General features: G+C 64.6%; 10 protein-coding genes. 8 read left to right on the top strand and 2 right to left on the bottom strand.

Features of this window, described 5'->3' with window-relative positions; translation table 11 throughout:
* Complete coding sequence (locus tag HMPREF9465_RS04290; RefSeq protein WP_005434442.1) at nucleotides 1–594, bottom strand: TetR/AcrR family transcriptional regulator; 594 nt, start codon at nucleotides 592–594, stop codon at nucleotides 1–3.
* 117 nt (nucleotides 595–711) lie between these two features.
* Between HMPREF9465_RS04290 and HMPREF9465_RS04285 the strand changes: the two genes are divergently transcribed.
* The 6 genes from HMPREF9465_RS04285 to HMPREF9465_RS04260 all read left to right on the top strand — a co-directional run bounded on the left by HMPREF9465_RS04285 (nucleotide 712) and on the right by HMPREF9465_RS04260 (nucleotide 7,489).
* The gene (locus HMPREF9465_RS04285) at nucleotides 712–999 is read left to right on the top strand and encodes a hypothetical protein (RefSeq protein WP_005434440.1); all 288 of its coding nucleotides are present in this window, start codon (nucleotides 712–714) and stop codon (nucleotides 997–999) included.
* Nucleotides 990–1,265, top strand: a complete 276-nt coding sequence (locus HMPREF9465_RS04280; protein WP_005434438.1) for a hypothetical protein — start codon at nucleotides 990–992, stop codon at nucleotides 1,263–1,265. The genes HMPREF9465_RS04285 and HMPREF9465_RS04280 overlap by 10 nt, the downstream gene beginning before the upstream one ends.
* Nucleotides 1,266–1,599: 334 nt before the next feature.
* A complete protein-coding gene (locus HMPREF9465_RS04275) occupies nucleotides 1,600–1,851 on the top strand; it encodes a FeoA family protein (RefSeq protein WP_005434437.1) in 252 nt (83 codons plus the stop codon).
* Complete coding sequence (feoB, locus tag HMPREF9465_RS04270) at nucleotides 1,851–3,698, top strand: ferrous iron transporter B (RefSeq protein WP_005434435.1); 1,848 nt, start codon at nucleotides 1,851–1,853, stop codon at nucleotides 3,696–3,698. Before HMPREF9465_RS04275 ends, feoB begins: the two co-directional genes overlap by 1 nt.
* A 761-nt stretch (nucleotides 3,699–4,459) precedes the next feature.
* On the top strand, nucleotides 4,460–5,971 hold the full coding sequence (locus tag HMPREF9465_RS04265; RefSeq protein WP_005434433.1) for an ATP-binding protein: 1,512 nt from the start codon (nucleotides 4,460–4,462) through the stop codon (nucleotides 5,969–5,971).
* A 135-nt stretch (nucleotides 5,972–6,106) separates the two neighbouring features.
* Nucleotides 6,107–7,489: an MATE family efflux transporter gene (locus tag HMPREF9465_RS04260; protein WP_005434431.1), complete on the top strand. Its 1,383-nt coding sequence runs from the start codon at nucleotides 6,107–6,109 to the stop codon at nucleotides 7,487–7,489.
* A gap of 71 nt (nucleotides 7,490–7,560) precedes the next feature.
* On the opposite strand, the gene HMPREF9465_RS04255 is transcribed toward HMPREF9465_RS04260, so the two are convergent.
* Nucleotides 7,561–10,722 (bottom strand): UvrD-helicase domain-containing protein, encoded by a 3,162-nt coding sequence (locus HMPREF9465_RS04255; RefSeq protein ID WP_005434429.1) that lies wholly within the window; start codon nucleotides 10,720–10,722, stop codon nucleotides 7,561–7,563.
* 293 nt (nucleotides 10,723–11,015) lie between these two features.
* On the opposite strand from HMPREF9465_RS04255, the gene ilvD reads away from it, so the two are divergent.
* Nucleotides 11,016–12,674, top strand: coding sequence for a dihydroxy-acid dehydratase (gene ilvD, locus HMPREF9465_RS04250; protein ID WP_005434427.1), 1,659 nt, complete (start codon nucleotides 11,016–11,018; stop codon nucleotides 12,672–12,674).
* A 437-nt stretch (nucleotides 12,675–13,111) separates the two neighbouring features.
* Complete coding sequence (locus HMPREF9465_RS04245; protein WP_005434424.1) at nucleotides 13,112–15,721, top strand: TonB-dependent receptor plug domain-containing protein; 2,610 nt, start codon at nucleotides 13,112–13,114, stop codon at nucleotides 15,719–15,721.
* Nucleotides 15,722–15,773 lie beyond the last annotated feature (52 nt).

Genomic DNA, 15,773 nt, shown 5'->3' with positions numbered 1-15,773 from the left:
TCAGGCGCTGCGCTGTTTTTTGCTCGGAACGTCGTGTCCGACGAGCTTTTCATTGATGAAGCCGTAGGCCTGCATGTTGAGCTCGGCAAAGGGCGGATTGACGCCGAATTTCTTTGTGTAGAAGAAGCCTTCGAGCGCCATGATGGCCACGAAGCGCGGCACGCGCTCCTCTTCCGGAAGGGCGAGGATTCGGCCCCAGAGTCTCTGGTACCAGTCGTGCACGGGCTTCATGAGTTCTTCGTCGTGAAAGAAGTTGGACAGCAGAGCGACGCCGACATCGGCCCAGTCGCGCGTGTCGGCGTCGAAGGTCTTGAACCATTCGACGAAGCCCGGCACGAGCGTTTCGTCGGGACGGCCTTCGAAGAGACCTTCGTGGCGCTTCATCTGGCTTTCAAGGTGGGCGGCATAGTCTTCGATGAGCGCGGCGTGAAGCGCGCGCTTCGTCTTGAAGTGGTACATGCAGGCGCCCTTGCTCATGCCGGCTTCCTGAGCAGCGCGATCCATGGTGAGCGCGCCGATGCCTTCCTTGAGAATGATGCTGCGTGCGGCGGCGATGATGGAGGCGCGGGTTCGAATGGCTTTTTCACTGCTCATGGGAGGTGCTGTCGAAAAGAGTAGAGGTCGGACTATTGTAGTCGAGTCGCAAAGAGCGGTGCGCAGGGGCAGGCCACATAAAAAAACTGCAGCAGGCCGAGAGCGGGGCTTCTCGCCGTGCTCCGCGCGCAGCCTCGAGAGTGGCTCTTCTGCTGCGCATTCTGGCTTTGCCAGACGATTCCCGTCACGGTCATCCTGTTCTACAGCCCGATCATTCTCTCGGACGTGACGGGATCGGCCGACCAGACCGGGCGCGTTGCGCTCATCTACACGCTCTTCATGATCGGCATCCTTCCGATGACGCTTCTGAAGCGCACGATCAACCCTGCGAAGGTGCTGGTTGTGACCGCCGTCGTCATGGCCGCGTCGCTCGCGGGTGTGGAAAGTCCTCGCCCATGCTCCTGAGCCTGTTCTTCGGGGCGTACGCCTTCAGCTACGGGTTTCAGACGACGCTCGACAACCTTTATCCCAACAAGCTCTTCCCCGCACCTCTGCGTGCGAGCGCCGTCGGATCGATCTTTGCAGTCGGCCGGGTGGGGGCCTCCGTTTCGGCCTTCTGCTTCCCGCATCTGATGATGTATTTCTCGCTCGACACGCTGCTCCTCGCCGGCGCCAGCGTTGCCGTCTGCAGCGCGCTCTGCCTCAGGATTCTTCCTGCCGGCCGCGATTGACCTTTTTCCCGATTTCGCGACATTCTTCTCTTCCTGAGACGTGAGAAGGCCGTTCTCTGAAAATAAGGCATGAAGAACGACAATGCATGCAGTTGGATTCCGTTCGCGCAGTAATGCGTGAGGACGGCTCAAAACCGTGCGTTCGTCGCATGCATTTGGATGAGAATATTTTTTGTTGCCTTTAGCCGATCGCCTGCCAAAAGGGTAAAATGTCACTCATCTAAAAGAGAATCATTTTCCTTCTCAGTTCCGTTTTTTCTGCAGGACTCGTCGATCCCCTAGCGAGCCCGCAGGGACGGCTGAAAGAAGACAGAATCCCATTCAATAATTAAAAATGTCCGAAACATTTACTCTGGACAAGGCCGCCATCGGAAACGAGCTCGAGGTGGTCGGCGTCCATGCCGAAGGCGCTCCCGAAGACTGGGAGATCTGGCTTGAGGAAATCGGCTTCACCGCGGGCGAACCGTGCGTGGTGTTGCAGAAGGCCGCTCTGGGCGGCGATCCGATCGCGGTCCGCATCGGCGTCTCGACGTTTGCGCTGAGGCTGGTCGAGGCCCGCTGCATCGAGGTGAGGAGGCGCGACTGATGGCCGTCTCCACCGTTGACATCTATCCGTCCGGGCCGCTCATCGCGATGCTCGGCAATCCGAATGCCGGCAAGACGTCGCTCTTCAACATTCTGACGGGTTCGAAGCAGAAGGTCGCCAACTATGCGGGCGTGACCGTCGAGCGCGTCGAGGGCCAACTCATCGGCGCGCCCGAGAAGATCCGCGTGCTCGACCTTCCGGGCACCTATTCCTTTCATCCGCGCTCGCCCGACGAGAAGGTGACGGTCGACGTCCTCAAGGGCGTCGCGCGCGGCGAGCGCAGGCCCGACCTCGTCGTCTGCGTGCTTGACGCGACGAACCTGAGGCGCGGCCTCAAGCTCGTCATGGCCGCGCAGCGCCTGAAGCTCCCCGCCGTGGTGGCGGTCAACATGATGGACCTCGCGCGCCGCCGCGGGATCGAGCTCAAGGCCGAGGACCTCTCGCGCGAGCTCGGCGTGCCCGTGGTCGAGACGATCGCCGTGCGCAAGCAGGGCATCGACAGGCTCACCGAGCTTCTCTCCGACCCATCCGCCTGGTCGTCTTGGGTGCCCGAGGCGACCGAGGAGGACGACCTTGCGCGCCTCAACAGGATCCTGCGCAAGCTCGGGCTTGACAAGATCTTCCCCGACGAATTCTCCGACCGCATCGACCGCGTCGTGCTCAATCCTTGGCTCGGCGTGACGATCCTGATGATCATCCTCTTCTTCGTCTTCCAGGCGGTGTTCGCCTGGTCCGCCTATCCGATGGAGTGGATCGAGGAGGGCTTCAACATGCTCGGAGAGCTGTGCGCCGAGCACCTGCCCGACGGGTTCGTGAAGGACCTGCTCGTCGACGCCGTCATCGGCGGCGTGGGCGGCGTGGTGGTGTTCCTGCCGCAGATCCTGATCCTCTTCTTCTTCATCCTGCTGATGGAGGAGTCGGGCTACCTGCCGCGAGCGGCGTTCCTGCTTGACCGCACGATGGGCTCGGTGGGCCTTTCGGGCCGCTCCTTCCTGCCGCTTCTCTCGGGCTACGCCTGCGCGGTGCCCGCCATCATGGCGGCTCGCATCGTCGGCAACCAGCGCGACCGCTGGGCGACGATCGCCATTGCGCCGCTTCTCACCTGCGGCGCGAGGCTGCCCGTCTACGCCGTGATGATCGCGGCCTTCGTGCCCGACGTCTCCGTCTGGGGCGTGGGCCTGCAGGGCCTCGTGCTCTTCGCGCTCTACTGTCTCGGCATGGTGGGCGCGCTCGTCGTCGCCTGGATCCTCAAGCACACGACGGGCAAGGGCGAGAACCGCACGCTGATGCTCGAGCTGCCGAGCTACCACCTGCCGCGCATCGACGCGCTCGCGCACGGCCTCTGGCAGCGCGCCTGCATCTATCTGCAGAAGGTGGGCACGATCATTCTGGCGCTCACGGTCTTCCTCTGGGTGCTGACGACCTTCCCGGGCGCGCCCGCCGGCGCGACCGATCCCGCGATCAACTACAGCTTCGCGGGCATGCTCGGCCGCGCGTTGGAGCCCCTCTTTGCGCCGATCGGCTTCAACTGGCAGATGTGCATCTCGCTCGTTCCCGCCATGGGCGCGCGCGAGGTGGCCGTCTCGGTGCTCGGCACGCTCTACGCGACCGCGAGCGACGCGGAGGACGCCCTCGTGCCGATCCTGCAGCACAGCTGGACGATCCCGATGGGCCTCTCCTTCCTCGCCTTCTTCGTTTTCAGCCCGTCGTGCTTCGCGACGCTCGCCGCCATCAAGCGCGAGATGGGCACCTGGAAGGCGCCGGCCGTCCTGTGGGTGGCCTACACGCTCCTCGCTTACGCCTTCTCCTTCGTCGTCTACCGCACGGCCCTCTGGGTCTGCGGCTAAGCCCGGAAAGGGCGCCGTCGAGGGACGGGCAAGAACAATTCGGGCGCCTGCGGCAGATGCTGCGGGCGCCCGAATTGTTTTCAGGACTGCTTCACGATGAAGCGCTCGACGACGTCCGCGGCTCCGAGTACGCGGGCGCGCCTGAGGTATCCGGGATGATGGAACCTCGTGCAGCCCATACCCGAAGGATCGGTTCGAGGATCAGAACGTCCGTTGCGGCATGGTGCATTTTGAAGGCCACTTCAAGGGGACGTACGGTCTTCGCGCCAAAGAGGGCCTCAAAATGCGCCGAGGCCGCTCGATGAAAATCAGCTCGCAAAGTATCTTCGACTAGCGTTCAGCCCGTCCTTCGGGGCGAGACGGCGGACTCGCAGGCTCTGAAGACAAGCGCTTCGGAACCCGTCGAGCTGAAGCTCCAGTTGTTGCATGACGATGCATTTTCGAGTGACGGAGGGATTGCAACTGTAAAGGGTGGAACGGTGGTTTGGTGTGGTTTACAGTCGTGAGTGGAAATGACCGGGATGCTTTTCCGTGAGCCGGCCGGAGGAAGAGGGTCGGCAAGTGTAAAGGTAAAATATGTCTGATCTGTAGTTTAAAGTATGCGTTACTGTCAGCGGGCGGGGTTGACAGTTCCGGTACCGCATGTTTACAGTTTGAGCTGTCGCGGGGCCATTTCCGGTTGCGCGACGGGGCTGCGGGAGCGGACGGAGTGCACCCCGGCGGAAGGGTTTACAGTTGATTTGTCAAGTTGGGAGGACGGCATGTCTGAAGTCGGGAATGAGGACGCGGGCGGCGTGCTGGCGCGTCTCATGAGGGGCGCGAATCTGCGCAGGAGCGTCGAGGTGCTCAAGGCGCCCGACGAGAGTCTTGCAGCGACGGTTTCGGCCCTTGCGAACACGGCGGGCGGATGGATTCTGATCGGCCCCGATCCTGAGGACGGATGGCGGTCTGCGGTGGGGTTCGATGCCGAGGCGGCGGTCGAGGCCCTTCGCGGGGCGCTCGGGGCGGTGGAGCCTGAGGTGCGCGCGGAGGCGGGGATTGCGTCCGTTGACGGACGGCCCGTCGCCTGGCTGCGCGTGCATGAGGTCGACCGCAGGCGCAGGCCCGCCCGCGTGCAGGGCGCGGGCCGTGCGGGCGCCTTTCTGAGAACTGACGAGGGCACCAGGCCTCTGACCGCCTATGAGCGCTACCGCATGATGGAGGAGCGCTGTCCGCCGCTCTTTGACATTGAGCCCGTCGAGCACGCGAATCCCGACGAGCTCGAGGCCGAGCGGATCGCCGCGATGCTCGGCTTTGCGAGGGAGCGTCATCCGAACGTCTTCGCGAGACTCTCCGACGAGACGGCCCTGATGCAGCTCGGCGTCCTCACCCGCGTCGACGGCAGGATCTGCCCGACGCTCGGCGGCCTTGTCGCCGGCTCGATCTTCCCGCAGAAGCATTTTCCGAGGCTCGTGCTCGAGGTGTCGGTCCTCGAGGGACCGAGGGGCGACGGCGCGGACGAGGGCCGCAGAGTGCTCTTCATGAAGCCCGTGCCCGGCCCCGCCGCCGAAATGGCCGCGGAGGCGGAGAGGATCGTCATGGCGTCGTGGGCGCCCGCCGCGGAAACGACGGATGGGGCCTTCGCCCGAGCCCTTCGCGCCGCGCTCGTCAACGCCCTTGAGCACAGGGATTATTCGCCTGAAGGACGAGGCATGCCCGTGCGGGTGCGCGTCTTCGAGGACGCCGTCGACATCAGGAGCCCGGGCGGACTCTTCGGCATGGCGCCCGAGGCGCTCGCCTCGGACGCGGGCCTCAGGGCGAGCCGAAACGAAAGGCTCGCGCGCATGCTTTCCCTCACGCCGCTCGCAGGTGGCCTCGCCGCCGAAGGCACGGGCTTCGGGTTTGCCGCGATCCTCGGCTGCGGGGCCGACGGCCTCGCCGTGCGCGTCGAAACCACGCCCGCCGCCTTCACGGTCATCTTCGCAAAGGCGGCCGAGGAGGAAAAAGCCGACATAAGAGAAGAGGTGAGGGCGGAGGCTCCGGACGAGTCCGCAGCGCCTTTGGCGGGTGCGGATCAGGCCGACTTCGAGACGATTCTCAGGGAGAGGCTCGCGGAGGCGGGCAGTCTTTCGGTCAAGGAGATCACGCTCCTTGCGGGCGTCTCCCGCCAGACGGCCGCCAAGCGCGTGAAGCGTCTTGTGGAGGCGGGCGTCATCGAGCCCACCGAGGCGCGCCAGAACCCGAGGCAACGCTATCGCCTCGCCGCGAAGGGCCGACGCGCCAAGCGCGGGTGAGGTCGCTCAAAAGACTGCTCCGCGCTCGTTTCGGGACTCTTGGAAGGGCGGGAGGGGGGCGGTAGAATGAACGGAAGAACGAAAGTGCCGGACTCGACGGCAGAACAACAGCCAGCCAAAGGACAACGCAAGGATATGCGCCGCAAGAACAAGAAGATCGACATGCTCAACGGATCGATCTGGGACAAGATGATCGTCTTCGCCCTGCCCCTCGCCTTCACAGGCATGCTCCAGCAGCTCTTCAACGCTGCCGACGTTGCGGTGCTCGGGCGCTTCGTCTCGAACGAGTCGATGGCGGGCGTGGGCAACAACGTGCCCGTCATCGGCCTCATCATTGCGTTCTGCATGGGTCTTGCGCTCGGCGCCAACGTCGTGGTGGCGAGGCTGCTCGGCATGAAGGAGCCCGAGCGGGCGAACAGGGCCGTGCACACGGCGCTCGCCACGGCGGTGATCTTCGGCATAGGCACGGCGATCGTCGGCGAGTGCTTCGCGGGGCCCGCCATGGACTGGCTGTCGGTGCCCGAGGCCGTGAGAGACGATGCGCTCACCTATCTGCGCGTCTATCTTCTCGGCATGCCCTTCATTGCGATCTACAACTTCCTCGCCGCTGTGATGCGAAGCCAGGGCGACACGCAGACGCCGCTCTGGGCGCTGGTGGCGGCGACCCTCGTCAACATTGCGGGCAATCTCTTCTTCGTGCTCGTCTTCGGCATGGGAACGGCGGGTGTTGCGCTCGCGACCGTCCTCGCCAACGCGCTCGCCGCCTCGCTCCTCTTCTTCAGCCTCATAACGGCCGATGGCCCGCTTCACATTGAGCCGCGCGAGGTGTTCCGGATCGACATGACGGCGCTGCGCCCGATGGTGAGGATCGGCTGGCCCGCGGGCCTTCAGGGCGCGGTCTTCTCGATCTCGAACCTCGTCATCCAGTCCGCCATCAACAGTCTCGGCGCGGACGCCATGGCGGGTTCGGTCGCGGCCTTCACGATCGAGATCAACATCTACTGCTTCATCAACGCCTTCGGTCTGGCCGCCACGACCTTCGTGAGCCAGAACTACGGCGCGAAGAACCTCGAGCGCTGCAAGCGCGCGACCTACGTCGCCACGGGCCTCAACATGGTCGCCACCGTCCTGATGGTGGCGCTCGTGCTCGTCTTCGGACGCACGATGCTCGGACTCTTCACGGACGTGCCGGCCGTCGTCGAGCTCGCGATGGCGCGCATCTTCTGGGTGGCGAGCTTCGAGCCCATCAGCGTGCTCATGGAGGTCTCCTCGAGCGCCATGCGAGGCTACGGCTACTCGATGCCGCCCGCCATGGCGACCCTCATCTGCGTGTGCTCCGTGCGCCTCATCTGGGTCTGGACCGTCTTCGCGGCAAGCCCCGACTACGTGACCCTGATGATCGTCTATCCGATCAGCTGGGCCGTCACCGTCGTGCCGCTGCTCTACCTCTACGTGCGCCTCATGAAGCGCATCAAGCGCAGGTTCGAGGAGCGCGCCTTCGAAGCCGAAGCCGCCTGACGTCGTGTCCGTCAACGAAAACGGCCACCGTGAAGGCAGGGGCAGTTTCTGTTCGAGAGGATTTCCAGCGGCTATGCCGAGGACTTCTCGAAGTAGGTTGAGATGCTCTCGAGGAAGCGCGAGGGCCTCTGGGCGTAGTTCCAGGCGTTCGCCGCGGGCATCGTCAGGACGAGCGTGCGCTTCGTTCGGCTGATGGCGACGTAGAGCTTGCGGGCGTCCTCGAGGATGTCGGCCTTGTCGTGGTTCTTGAAGAACGGGTACGTGCCGTCGATGACGCTGGTGACGATGACGTTGTCGAACTCGAGCCCCTTGGCCTTGTGGACCGTGGAGATGAAGACGCGGTCGCGCACGATGTCGCTCGAGCAGAGGTCGGGCTCCTTGAGGGAGTTGATCTGCACGAGGTTTCTCTGCAGCTGCGCGTAGAGCGTCGGCTGTGAGGTCGTGTTGATGAGCACGCGGTCGAGGTACTCGTAGATGAGCGGGAGCTTCTTGCGGATGTTCTCGATCTCGCCCTCGTCGTCCGTGTAGTTGGGCAGGGCCTCGATGAACTGCCTGAAGACCTGGACGAGGATCGCCTCGTCGTCGGCGGGCATTCTGCGGTACATGAGGTTCCTGTGCTCGAGGAACATCGGGAGCACGATCTTCCTGAGCGTGTCGGACATGCGCACGACGCTCGGGTTGGAGAGGAAGCGCCGCTGGAGCTCGACGAGCGGACGGGCCTGGGCGTGGAACCAGCGCAGCAGGCTGACGGTCGCCTCGACGTCGTCGTCGGCCTTGTGGGTGTTGCTGCCCTCGAGTCCGAGGACCGCGATGAGGTCCTTGAGCTTGTGCGAGGGAAGGCGCGCAAGGCCCGCGGCCTTGAGGATCGCGGGCTCGAGCGCATGGGAGAGCTTGAGCGTGTCGAAGCGGCGCACGAGCTCGGTGCGGTCGACGTCCTCGTCGGGTCCCGCCGCATCGCCGCGCACGCGCCTGAGCTGGTCCTTGAGGACGGCGTACTGGGCGTTGACGATGTTGGCGTCGTATTCGACGTTGTGGCCCACGACGGGCGCGTAGCCCACGAAGTCGAGGAAGATCTTGAAGCCCGCCTCGGGCGTGACGAGCTCGGCGCGGTGCGCCTCGTACTCCTCGAGCATCGGATTCGGGATGTTGCCGAGCATCTTCGGAATCTCGCGCTCCGTTTCAAGGTAGAGCACGAGCCGCTCGACGACTTCGCCCGCACGCAGCTTGACGGCGGCGATCTGGATCACCTCGTCGAGGCCGATGTCAAGGCCCGTGGTCTCCGTGTCGAAGACGACGAGCTCGCCCTCGTAGGCGCGCATGAAGTCCTCGAGCGCGCTGACGGGCTCCTTTTCGTCATGCGTGCTGTAGAGCATGAGGTCGGAGGCAAGAAGCCCGCGCCTGGGAAATTCGACGGCAAGGTAGTCTCGGATCTTCTTGAGGGAGAGGTTCTTCTTCGAGCTGAGCCGATAGACGAGCTGGGCCCAGGGGGCGCTTCTGAAGTCGTCCTTGAGCACGCTCAGGTAGGCCTTGGCGGCCTTGAGGATGTTCTGCCTGAAGATGTCGCTGCCGGAGATCTTGAAGTGCTCGATGTCCTGTGCCTTGAAGGCGGCGCTGACGGCGTCGGCCTCGCGGTTGCTCGGCACGATGACGGCCGTCGTCTCCTCGGGGCGTCGCCCTTCGAGCAGGTCGCACAGCAGCATCAGCTGCGACTGCGGCGTGGCCGTGCGGATGGCGCGCAGGGCCCCTTCGGGTCTTGCGACCGTCTTCTCGGCCTTGGGCAGGAACTCGGGATCGCACTCGAGCACGCGCTGCGCATAGGTGTTGAACATGTTGAGCAGGTAGTCGGGCGAGCGGAAGTTCCTGTAGAGGCGGTGGATCTCGTGCGTCTTGTGAAGGGCCCTGAGCGTGTCGAGCTTGGCGCCCATGAAGGAGAAGATCGCCTGCTGCTCGTCGCCGAAGTAGACGCACACGCTCCTGTCGATCGAGTCGTTCCAGAGCTTTTTGACGATGTCGAGCTGCAGGGGCGAGAGGTCCTGCACCTCGTCGACCTGGATCCAGGCGTAGCGCCCGCAGGCCTCGGGGGTGGCGTCGAGCCAGGCCCAGGCCTTGAGGAGCAGGTCGTTGAAGTCGAGCAGGTGCTGCGCGGTCTTGTACTCGAGGTAGCGCCTTGCGGCCGCGTCGATCGCGGCATGGTCGAGCTCGATGCAGCGGCCGAAGTCGTCGACCTTGATCAGTCCGAAGGCGTCGAGCTCGTCCTGGTTCTTCTTGTTGACGTCGAATTCTGGCGTGCGATGAAACGTCTCCTCGGGGAAGCCGTTCGCCTCCTGAAAGAGCCTTGCCGAGCGCGCCATGATGTAGTCGGCGGCATTGCCCGGCAGGGATCGTCCTCTGCAGCCGCCGGGGATGTTCTCGATGAGCAGGCCCTCGATCACGTCGTGGACGTCGTCCTCGTCGAGGATCGTCGAGATCTCGGAGACGACGTCGTTGTCAAAGAGAAGGCGGGAGCAGAAGCGGTGGAGGTTGCCCACGTAAAGGGTGTCCATGCACCGGTCCGTGAAGCGCTCGTCGATGCGCTCCTTCATGCCGCGCGCGGCTCGGTTCGTGAACGTGAGGCAGAGCATGTCGGAGAGGTTCACGCCGTCCTTGAGCGCGACGGCGATGCGCTCGGTGAGGATGGCGGTCTTGCCGCAGCCCGGCGGTGCGAGCACGAGATGGCGCCCCTGCGAGAGCTCGATCGCGGCCTGCTGGTCGGGGTTGAAGACGACGGGGGCGCCCTGCGCGGCGATCCTCGCCCTGGGCGGCGTGAGCGGCCTGAAGTCGGGATAGCGGAACTCGCGGTCGAGAAGCGACATGAGCCAGACCGCGATCCCGTGTCCGTACTTGAGGCACTCGGCGGCGTCGTCGGCCGTGCGCACGCGGTAGTGGCGCTCGCCCGTCTCGAGCATCGTCCCGGACGTCCCGAGCCTGAAGTGCGAGGCCTCGTTGCCCAGATCGCGGATGCGGCGGAAGTATTCGAACGTGAGGCTGTCGGCGAGCTGGCGCACGAGCGGCGTGCGCATCATCTCCGAATAGGTGTGCCTGTCGTCCTTGAGGATCGTGCGCAGCACGCCCTCGGCAAACTGGCGCATGACCTGCGTGCACTCGCGGTAGTGGTGGTCGCGAAAGAGGTTTTCGGCCCGTTCGCCGAGAGCGGCGAGTGCAGGCTTGCGGAGCTGCAGAGGCGAGAAGTTCATGTTGCGGGTCTCCTGCGGCGGATGCGGCCGCAATCGAAGTCTTGAGTCCTGACCGGATGTTTCGAACATTGTACGACGGCATGCCGGAAGGCACGTCCCTCAAGCGGGAAGCGAAGGGGAGGAAGGCTTCCTGCCAATATTTGCGTACCTCTTGACGTCGCTCGAGATTCCTCGGACTTTTCTCCTAAGACATCTCGAGTAGATGCGTCGGAATCGCTCCGGAGGCTCCCATAGAATGATCGGACGGCCACTTGAAAGGCTCTCTTCATCAATTCACCACAGGATACTTCTACATGCGTTCTGATCCCCTCAAGAAAGGCATCAACGCGGCTCCCCAGCGCGCGCTTCTCAAGGCTCTCGGTCTCTGCGATGCGGAGATTGAGCGCCCGCTCATCGGCGTCGTCTCCTCGCAGAACGACATCGTTCCGGGACACGTCTTTCTTGACAAGATTACGGACGCGGTGAAGCAGGGCGTCGCCTTGGGCGGCGGCGTGCCCATCGTCTTCCCGGCCATCGCCGTCTGCGACGGTCTGGCGATGGGCCACAAGGGCATGAAGTATTCGCTCGTTTCGCGCGAGCTCATCGCCGACAGCGTCGAGGCGATGGCCACGGCGCATCCGTTCGACGGCCTCGTGATGGTGGCCGCCTGCGACAAGAACGTGCCCGGCCTGCTCATGGCCGCCGCCCGCCTCAACATCCCGAGCATCGTGATCTCGGGCGGCGCGATGCTCGCGGGCCGCGCCTGCGGCCGCAAACTCTCCTACTCCGACATCTCCGAGGGCGTGAGCCGCTTTCGCACGGGCCAGATCGATGCGAAGACCTTTCTCGAGCTTGAGAACAAGTCCTGTCCGACCTGCGGCTCCTGCTCGGGCATGTTCACGGCCAACTCCATGAACTGCCTCACCGAGGTGCTCGGCATGGCGCTGCCCGGCAACGGCACGATTCCCGCCGTCATGTCCGCGCGCTACCGCCTCGCCAAGGAGGCCGGCCTTGCGGTGATGGAGCTCGTGAGGAACAACGTCTGTCCGCGCGACATCATGACGAAGGAGGCGTTCGAGAACGCGCTCACCGTCGACATGGCGCTCGGCTGCTCCACGAACTCGATGCTGCACCTGCCCGCCATCGCGCACGAGTGCGGGTTCGAGCTCGACCTCACGGAGGCCAACGCCATCAGCGCGCGCACGCCCAACCTCTGCCACCTCGCTCCTGCGGGCCACCGCTACATCGAGGAGCTCGACGAGGCGGGCGGCATCCCCGCCGTCATGAACGAGCTCGCCCGCGCGGGCCTGCTCCACACGAACCTGCCGACCGTTACGGGCAAAACCGTGGGCGAGAACATCGAGGGCCGCGAGATCCTCGACGCCGAGGTCATCCGTCCCGTTTCCGATCCGTTCTCGAAGGAAGGCGGCATCGCCGTCCTCAAGGGCAACGTGGCGCCCGACGGCTGCGTCGTCAAGCGCTCGGCCGTGGCGCCCGAAATGCTCATGCACACGGGCCCGGCCCGCGTCTTCGACTGCGAGGAGGATGCGCTCGAGGCCATCTACGGCGGCTGCATCAATCCCGGCGACGTCGTCGTGATCCGCTACGAAGGTCCCAAGGGCGGTCCCGGCATGCGCGAGATGCTCAACCCGACCTCCGCCATCATGGGCTCGGGCCTCGGCGGATGCGTCGCGCTCATCACCGACGGCCGCTTTTCGGGTGCAACCCGCGGCGCCGCCATTGGCCACGTCTCGCCCGAGGCCGCCGTGGGCGGTCCGATCGGACTCCTCGAGGAAGGCGACATGCTCACGATCGACATCCCCGCGAACACCATCAGCGTCGACCTCACCAACGAGGAGCTCGCCCGACGCAGGGCCGCCTGGAAGCCCCGCGCCCCGCGCATCACGACGGGCTACCTCGCCCGCTACGCCAAGCTCGTGACCTCGGGCATGAGCGGCGCCGTGCTCGAATGACGGACGCAGTCCGCGCGCCTTCGGGCGTGCATGAATGAAATCCCGGAAAGCCCCTTGTCCTGCATCGGACGAGGGGCTTCGTCGTTCTCTGGATCCCGGACGGCCGCGGATTCCTGCCTGAATGAGCCGCGGGTAAACCCTTGGGATTTGCGTAAAGACATCACGTGTTTGCGGTATCGGTCCGCGCGTCCGACCCCGAACGTGTCCGAGGACGGGTGACGGCACTTGCCCACGCTCTTTCGCACTGCGAGTAGGCGAGAGTCATTCTCAACTATGTGATGATCGTCGTCCACCATAGTCGAATGCAAATGAGAAGCATCCGCAGATAGAAAGAATAATGAAAGAATGAGAACCATTCTCATATAAGATTCGGGGAACTGCGCGCCCGTGGGCGCACGGGCACATCTCTGGACTTTTTTCAATCGGACTACCGGATCATGGTGCTTCACCGAACTCTCATTGCCGCCGCCGTGCTTGCCGCGACGGCTCCCGCCTGGGCCTCGACCGAAGAGGCTGCGCGCGCCGTCGAGGAGCCTGCGCAGGCGGACGCCGCCGAACCAGCCTCAGACGAAGGCGAATCCGTCGTCGTGCGCGACCGTGCGGGCGAAAGCCTCACGTCGTTCACGCATCTCACCCGCGAGGACATCGCCAGGCGTCCGACGGAGGACGGCAACATCACGGACCTCCTCAAGAGCAATCCTGCGGTCCAGTTCTCCAATCACGGCGACGGCTCTCTGCAGATGGGCGAGATCAAGCCGTCGAACATTTCGATCCACGGCTCGGTCGCCTATCAGAACAACTACACGCTCGACGGCATCTCGACCAACAGCGACCTCGATCCCGCCGAGCAGACTTCGGTGACGACGACGCGCCTCGGCGGCTCGGACGAGCAGGGCTTCTACGTCGACAGCCGCCTCATCGACAGCGTTACCGTCTACGACCACAACATTCCCGCCTCCTTCGGCGGCTTCACGGGCGGCGTCATCGACGCTCAGACCCGCAGCTGGTCGGGCGAAAACCACATCAGCGTGTTCGGCCGCATGACGAAGTCGGGCTGGAGCCGCATCCACACCGATTCCGCGCTCGACGTCGGCTCGGGCGACGCGGACGTCTCGAAGCCCGCCCAGTTCCAGACCGACTTCGAAAAGAAGACCTACGGCTTCACGGGCGAATGGGGCATTACCGACAATCTCGGCGTCGTCGTGGGCTACACCCGCCGCGAGTCGAAGATCCCGACCGTTCAGGTGCCGGGCACCCGAGTCTCCATCGTGCCCGACGACCAGAACTGGACCGGCTGGGGCGTTCTTGAGACGCCGGTCGCGGGCGGCACGCAGACGCAGCGCCGCACGGCCGACAACTTCTTCGCGAAGGCCACGCTCTACGCGACGCCCTGGACGGAGGCGAGTCTCGCGCTCACCTATTCGGGCTACGAGTCGAAGGGCTTCCTCACGACGGTCGCCGACTCCGGCTACGAGGATCACCACGACGGCCTCAACCTGACGGCCAGCGTCAAGCACCGCATGAAGGCGGGCGTGCTCGACTCGTCCCTCGCGTACACGCGCATGACCGACAAGCGCACGAGCGACGTCAAGAACTGGACGCAGCTCGACCGCTATACGATCGGCATGGACGACACGGGGAGCACCTCGACGACGAGCATGACCTCGGCCGCCTCGGGCGGTCTCGGGGACCTCGAGAGCACGCAGTCCGTCATCAACGCGAAGACGAGGATGGACTGCGAGCCCGTCATGGTCGGCAGCGTCAGCCATCAGTTCAGCGCGGGCGCGGACCTCTCCTCGACGCACGCCGAGTACAGGCGCGGCAGCAACTACTACCGCTGGGGCGTCACGCAGTCCGTGATGCAGTCGGACTACGGCGAATTCTCGCAGACCGACTTCTACACGACGCGCTGGAAGGCGGGCACGTACGAGGCCGACTACAACCAGGCGGCGCTCTTCGGCGAGCACAGGATGGGCGTGGGCGACTTCGTGATCCGCACGGGCCTGCGCGCCGAGTACGACGACTTCACGAAGGACGTCAACATCGCGCCGCGCTTCACGACCTCGTGGGACCTCTTCGGCAACGGCGGCTCCGTCATCACCGTGGGCGCCAACCGCTACTACGGCCGCAACATCCTCACCTACGCGCTCTACAAAGCGCAGAACGGCGGGATGGAGAACATCTACGACTACGCCTCCGACGACAGTCCCGCCGCCGACGGCTGGTTCGCCGCCAACGACTTCGACGGCCTCGAGCGCCTGAAGACACCCTTCAGCGACGAGTTCAGCATCGGCCTCACGCAGCGCCTCGGCGACTGGTCCGCATCCGCCGCCTACGTGCACCGCAACGGCCACGACGAGGTGCGCTCGCGCTCGAGGACCGAGGGCAGCGGCTACGACACGCGCTTTGTGCGCGAGTTCTACAACGGCGGCGAGTCCGAGCACGATTCCGTGATCTTCAGCATCAACAACACCGCGCCCCTCAAGTTCGCGAAGGCGAACCACTGGGTGCGCTTCTCCGCCGCATGGCAGGAGACGAAGAGCAACGCAGCAATCGACCAGGGCTACAGCGAGCTCGAGTCCGGCAAGACCGTCAACATGGACAAGGTCTGGTACGACGGCAGCGTGATCGACGCCGAGGACCTCGACTCGACCGACTTCAACATTCCCGTGAAGTTCGACCTCGAGGCAACGTCCGAATGGGCTCAGTGGGGACTCACCTGGTACAACTTCCTGCACCTCTCGCTCGACCGCAGCCAGGCCGTGCGCGACGACGGCGAGTACTACGCCTGGACGCACGAGGGCGAGTACGGCCCGATGACCGAGCAGATCCGCAAGTACAGCCGCGTCGACTTCGCCTCCGCCTGGTCCTGGGACACGAAGGTCCTCTACAGGCCCGACTGGGCCCGCGGCGTGGGCGTCTCGCTCGAGGTCTACAACGTGACCAACAACCGCAACGCCTCTGACGTCTTCGTCTACAAGGGCACCCAGTACAAGAGCTACGATCCGGGCCGCCAGTTCTGGGTCCAGCTCTCCTACGACTACTGATCCGCGCTCCGGCTTCCGCCGAGGCTCAGCCGGGCCTCATTCAAATCCTGAC

It is taken from the genome of Sutterella wadsworthensis 2_1_59BFAA, from assembly GCF_000297775.1.
GTDB lineage: Bacteria > Pseudomonadota > Gammaproteobacteria > Burkholderiales > Burkholderiaceae_F > Sutterella > Sutterella wadsworthensis_A.
This window is presented reverse-complemented; position numbering and strand designations above follow the sequence as displayed.

Excerpts from the sequence above, each read along its gene's own strand:
- ilvD (WP_005434427.1), top strand. The coding sequence starts at position 11,016 with ATGCGTTCTGATCCCCTCAAGAAAGGCATCAACGCGGCTCCCCAGCGC.
- HMPREF9465_RS04260 (WP_005434431.1), top strand. The coding sequence starts at position 6,107 with ATGCGCCGCAAGAACAAGAAGATCGACATGCTCAACGGATCGATCTGG.
- HMPREF9465_RS04245 (WP_005434424.1), top strand. The coding sequence starts at position 13,112 with ATGGTGCTTCACCGAACTCTCATTGCCGCCGCCGTGCTTGCCGCGACG.
- HMPREF9465_RS04255 (WP_005434429.1), bottom strand. The coding sequence starts at position 10,722 with ATGAACTTCTCGCCTCTGCAGCTCCGCAAGCCTGCACTCGCCGCTCTC.
- HMPREF9465_RS04290 (WP_005434442.1), bottom strand. The coding sequence starts at position 594 with ATGAGCAGTGAAAAAGCCATTCGAACCCGCGCCTCCATCATCGCCGCC.
- HMPREF9465_RS04265 (WP_005434433.1), top strand. The coding sequence starts at position 4,460 with ATGTCTGAAGTCGGGAATGAGGACGCGGGCGGCGTGCTGGCGCGTCTC.
- feoB (WP_005434435.1), top strand. The coding sequence starts at position 1,851 with ATGGCCGTCTCCACCGTTGACATCTATCCGTCCGGGCCGCTCATCGCG.
- HMPREF9465_RS04275 (WP_005434437.1), top strand. The coding sequence starts at position 1,600 with ATGTCCGAAACATTTACTCTGGACAAGGCCGCCATCGGAAACGAGCTC.
- HMPREF9465_RS04280 (WP_005434438.1), top strand. The coding sequence starts at position 990 with ATGCTCCTGAGCCTGTTCTTCGGGGCGTACGCCTTCAGCTACGGGTTT.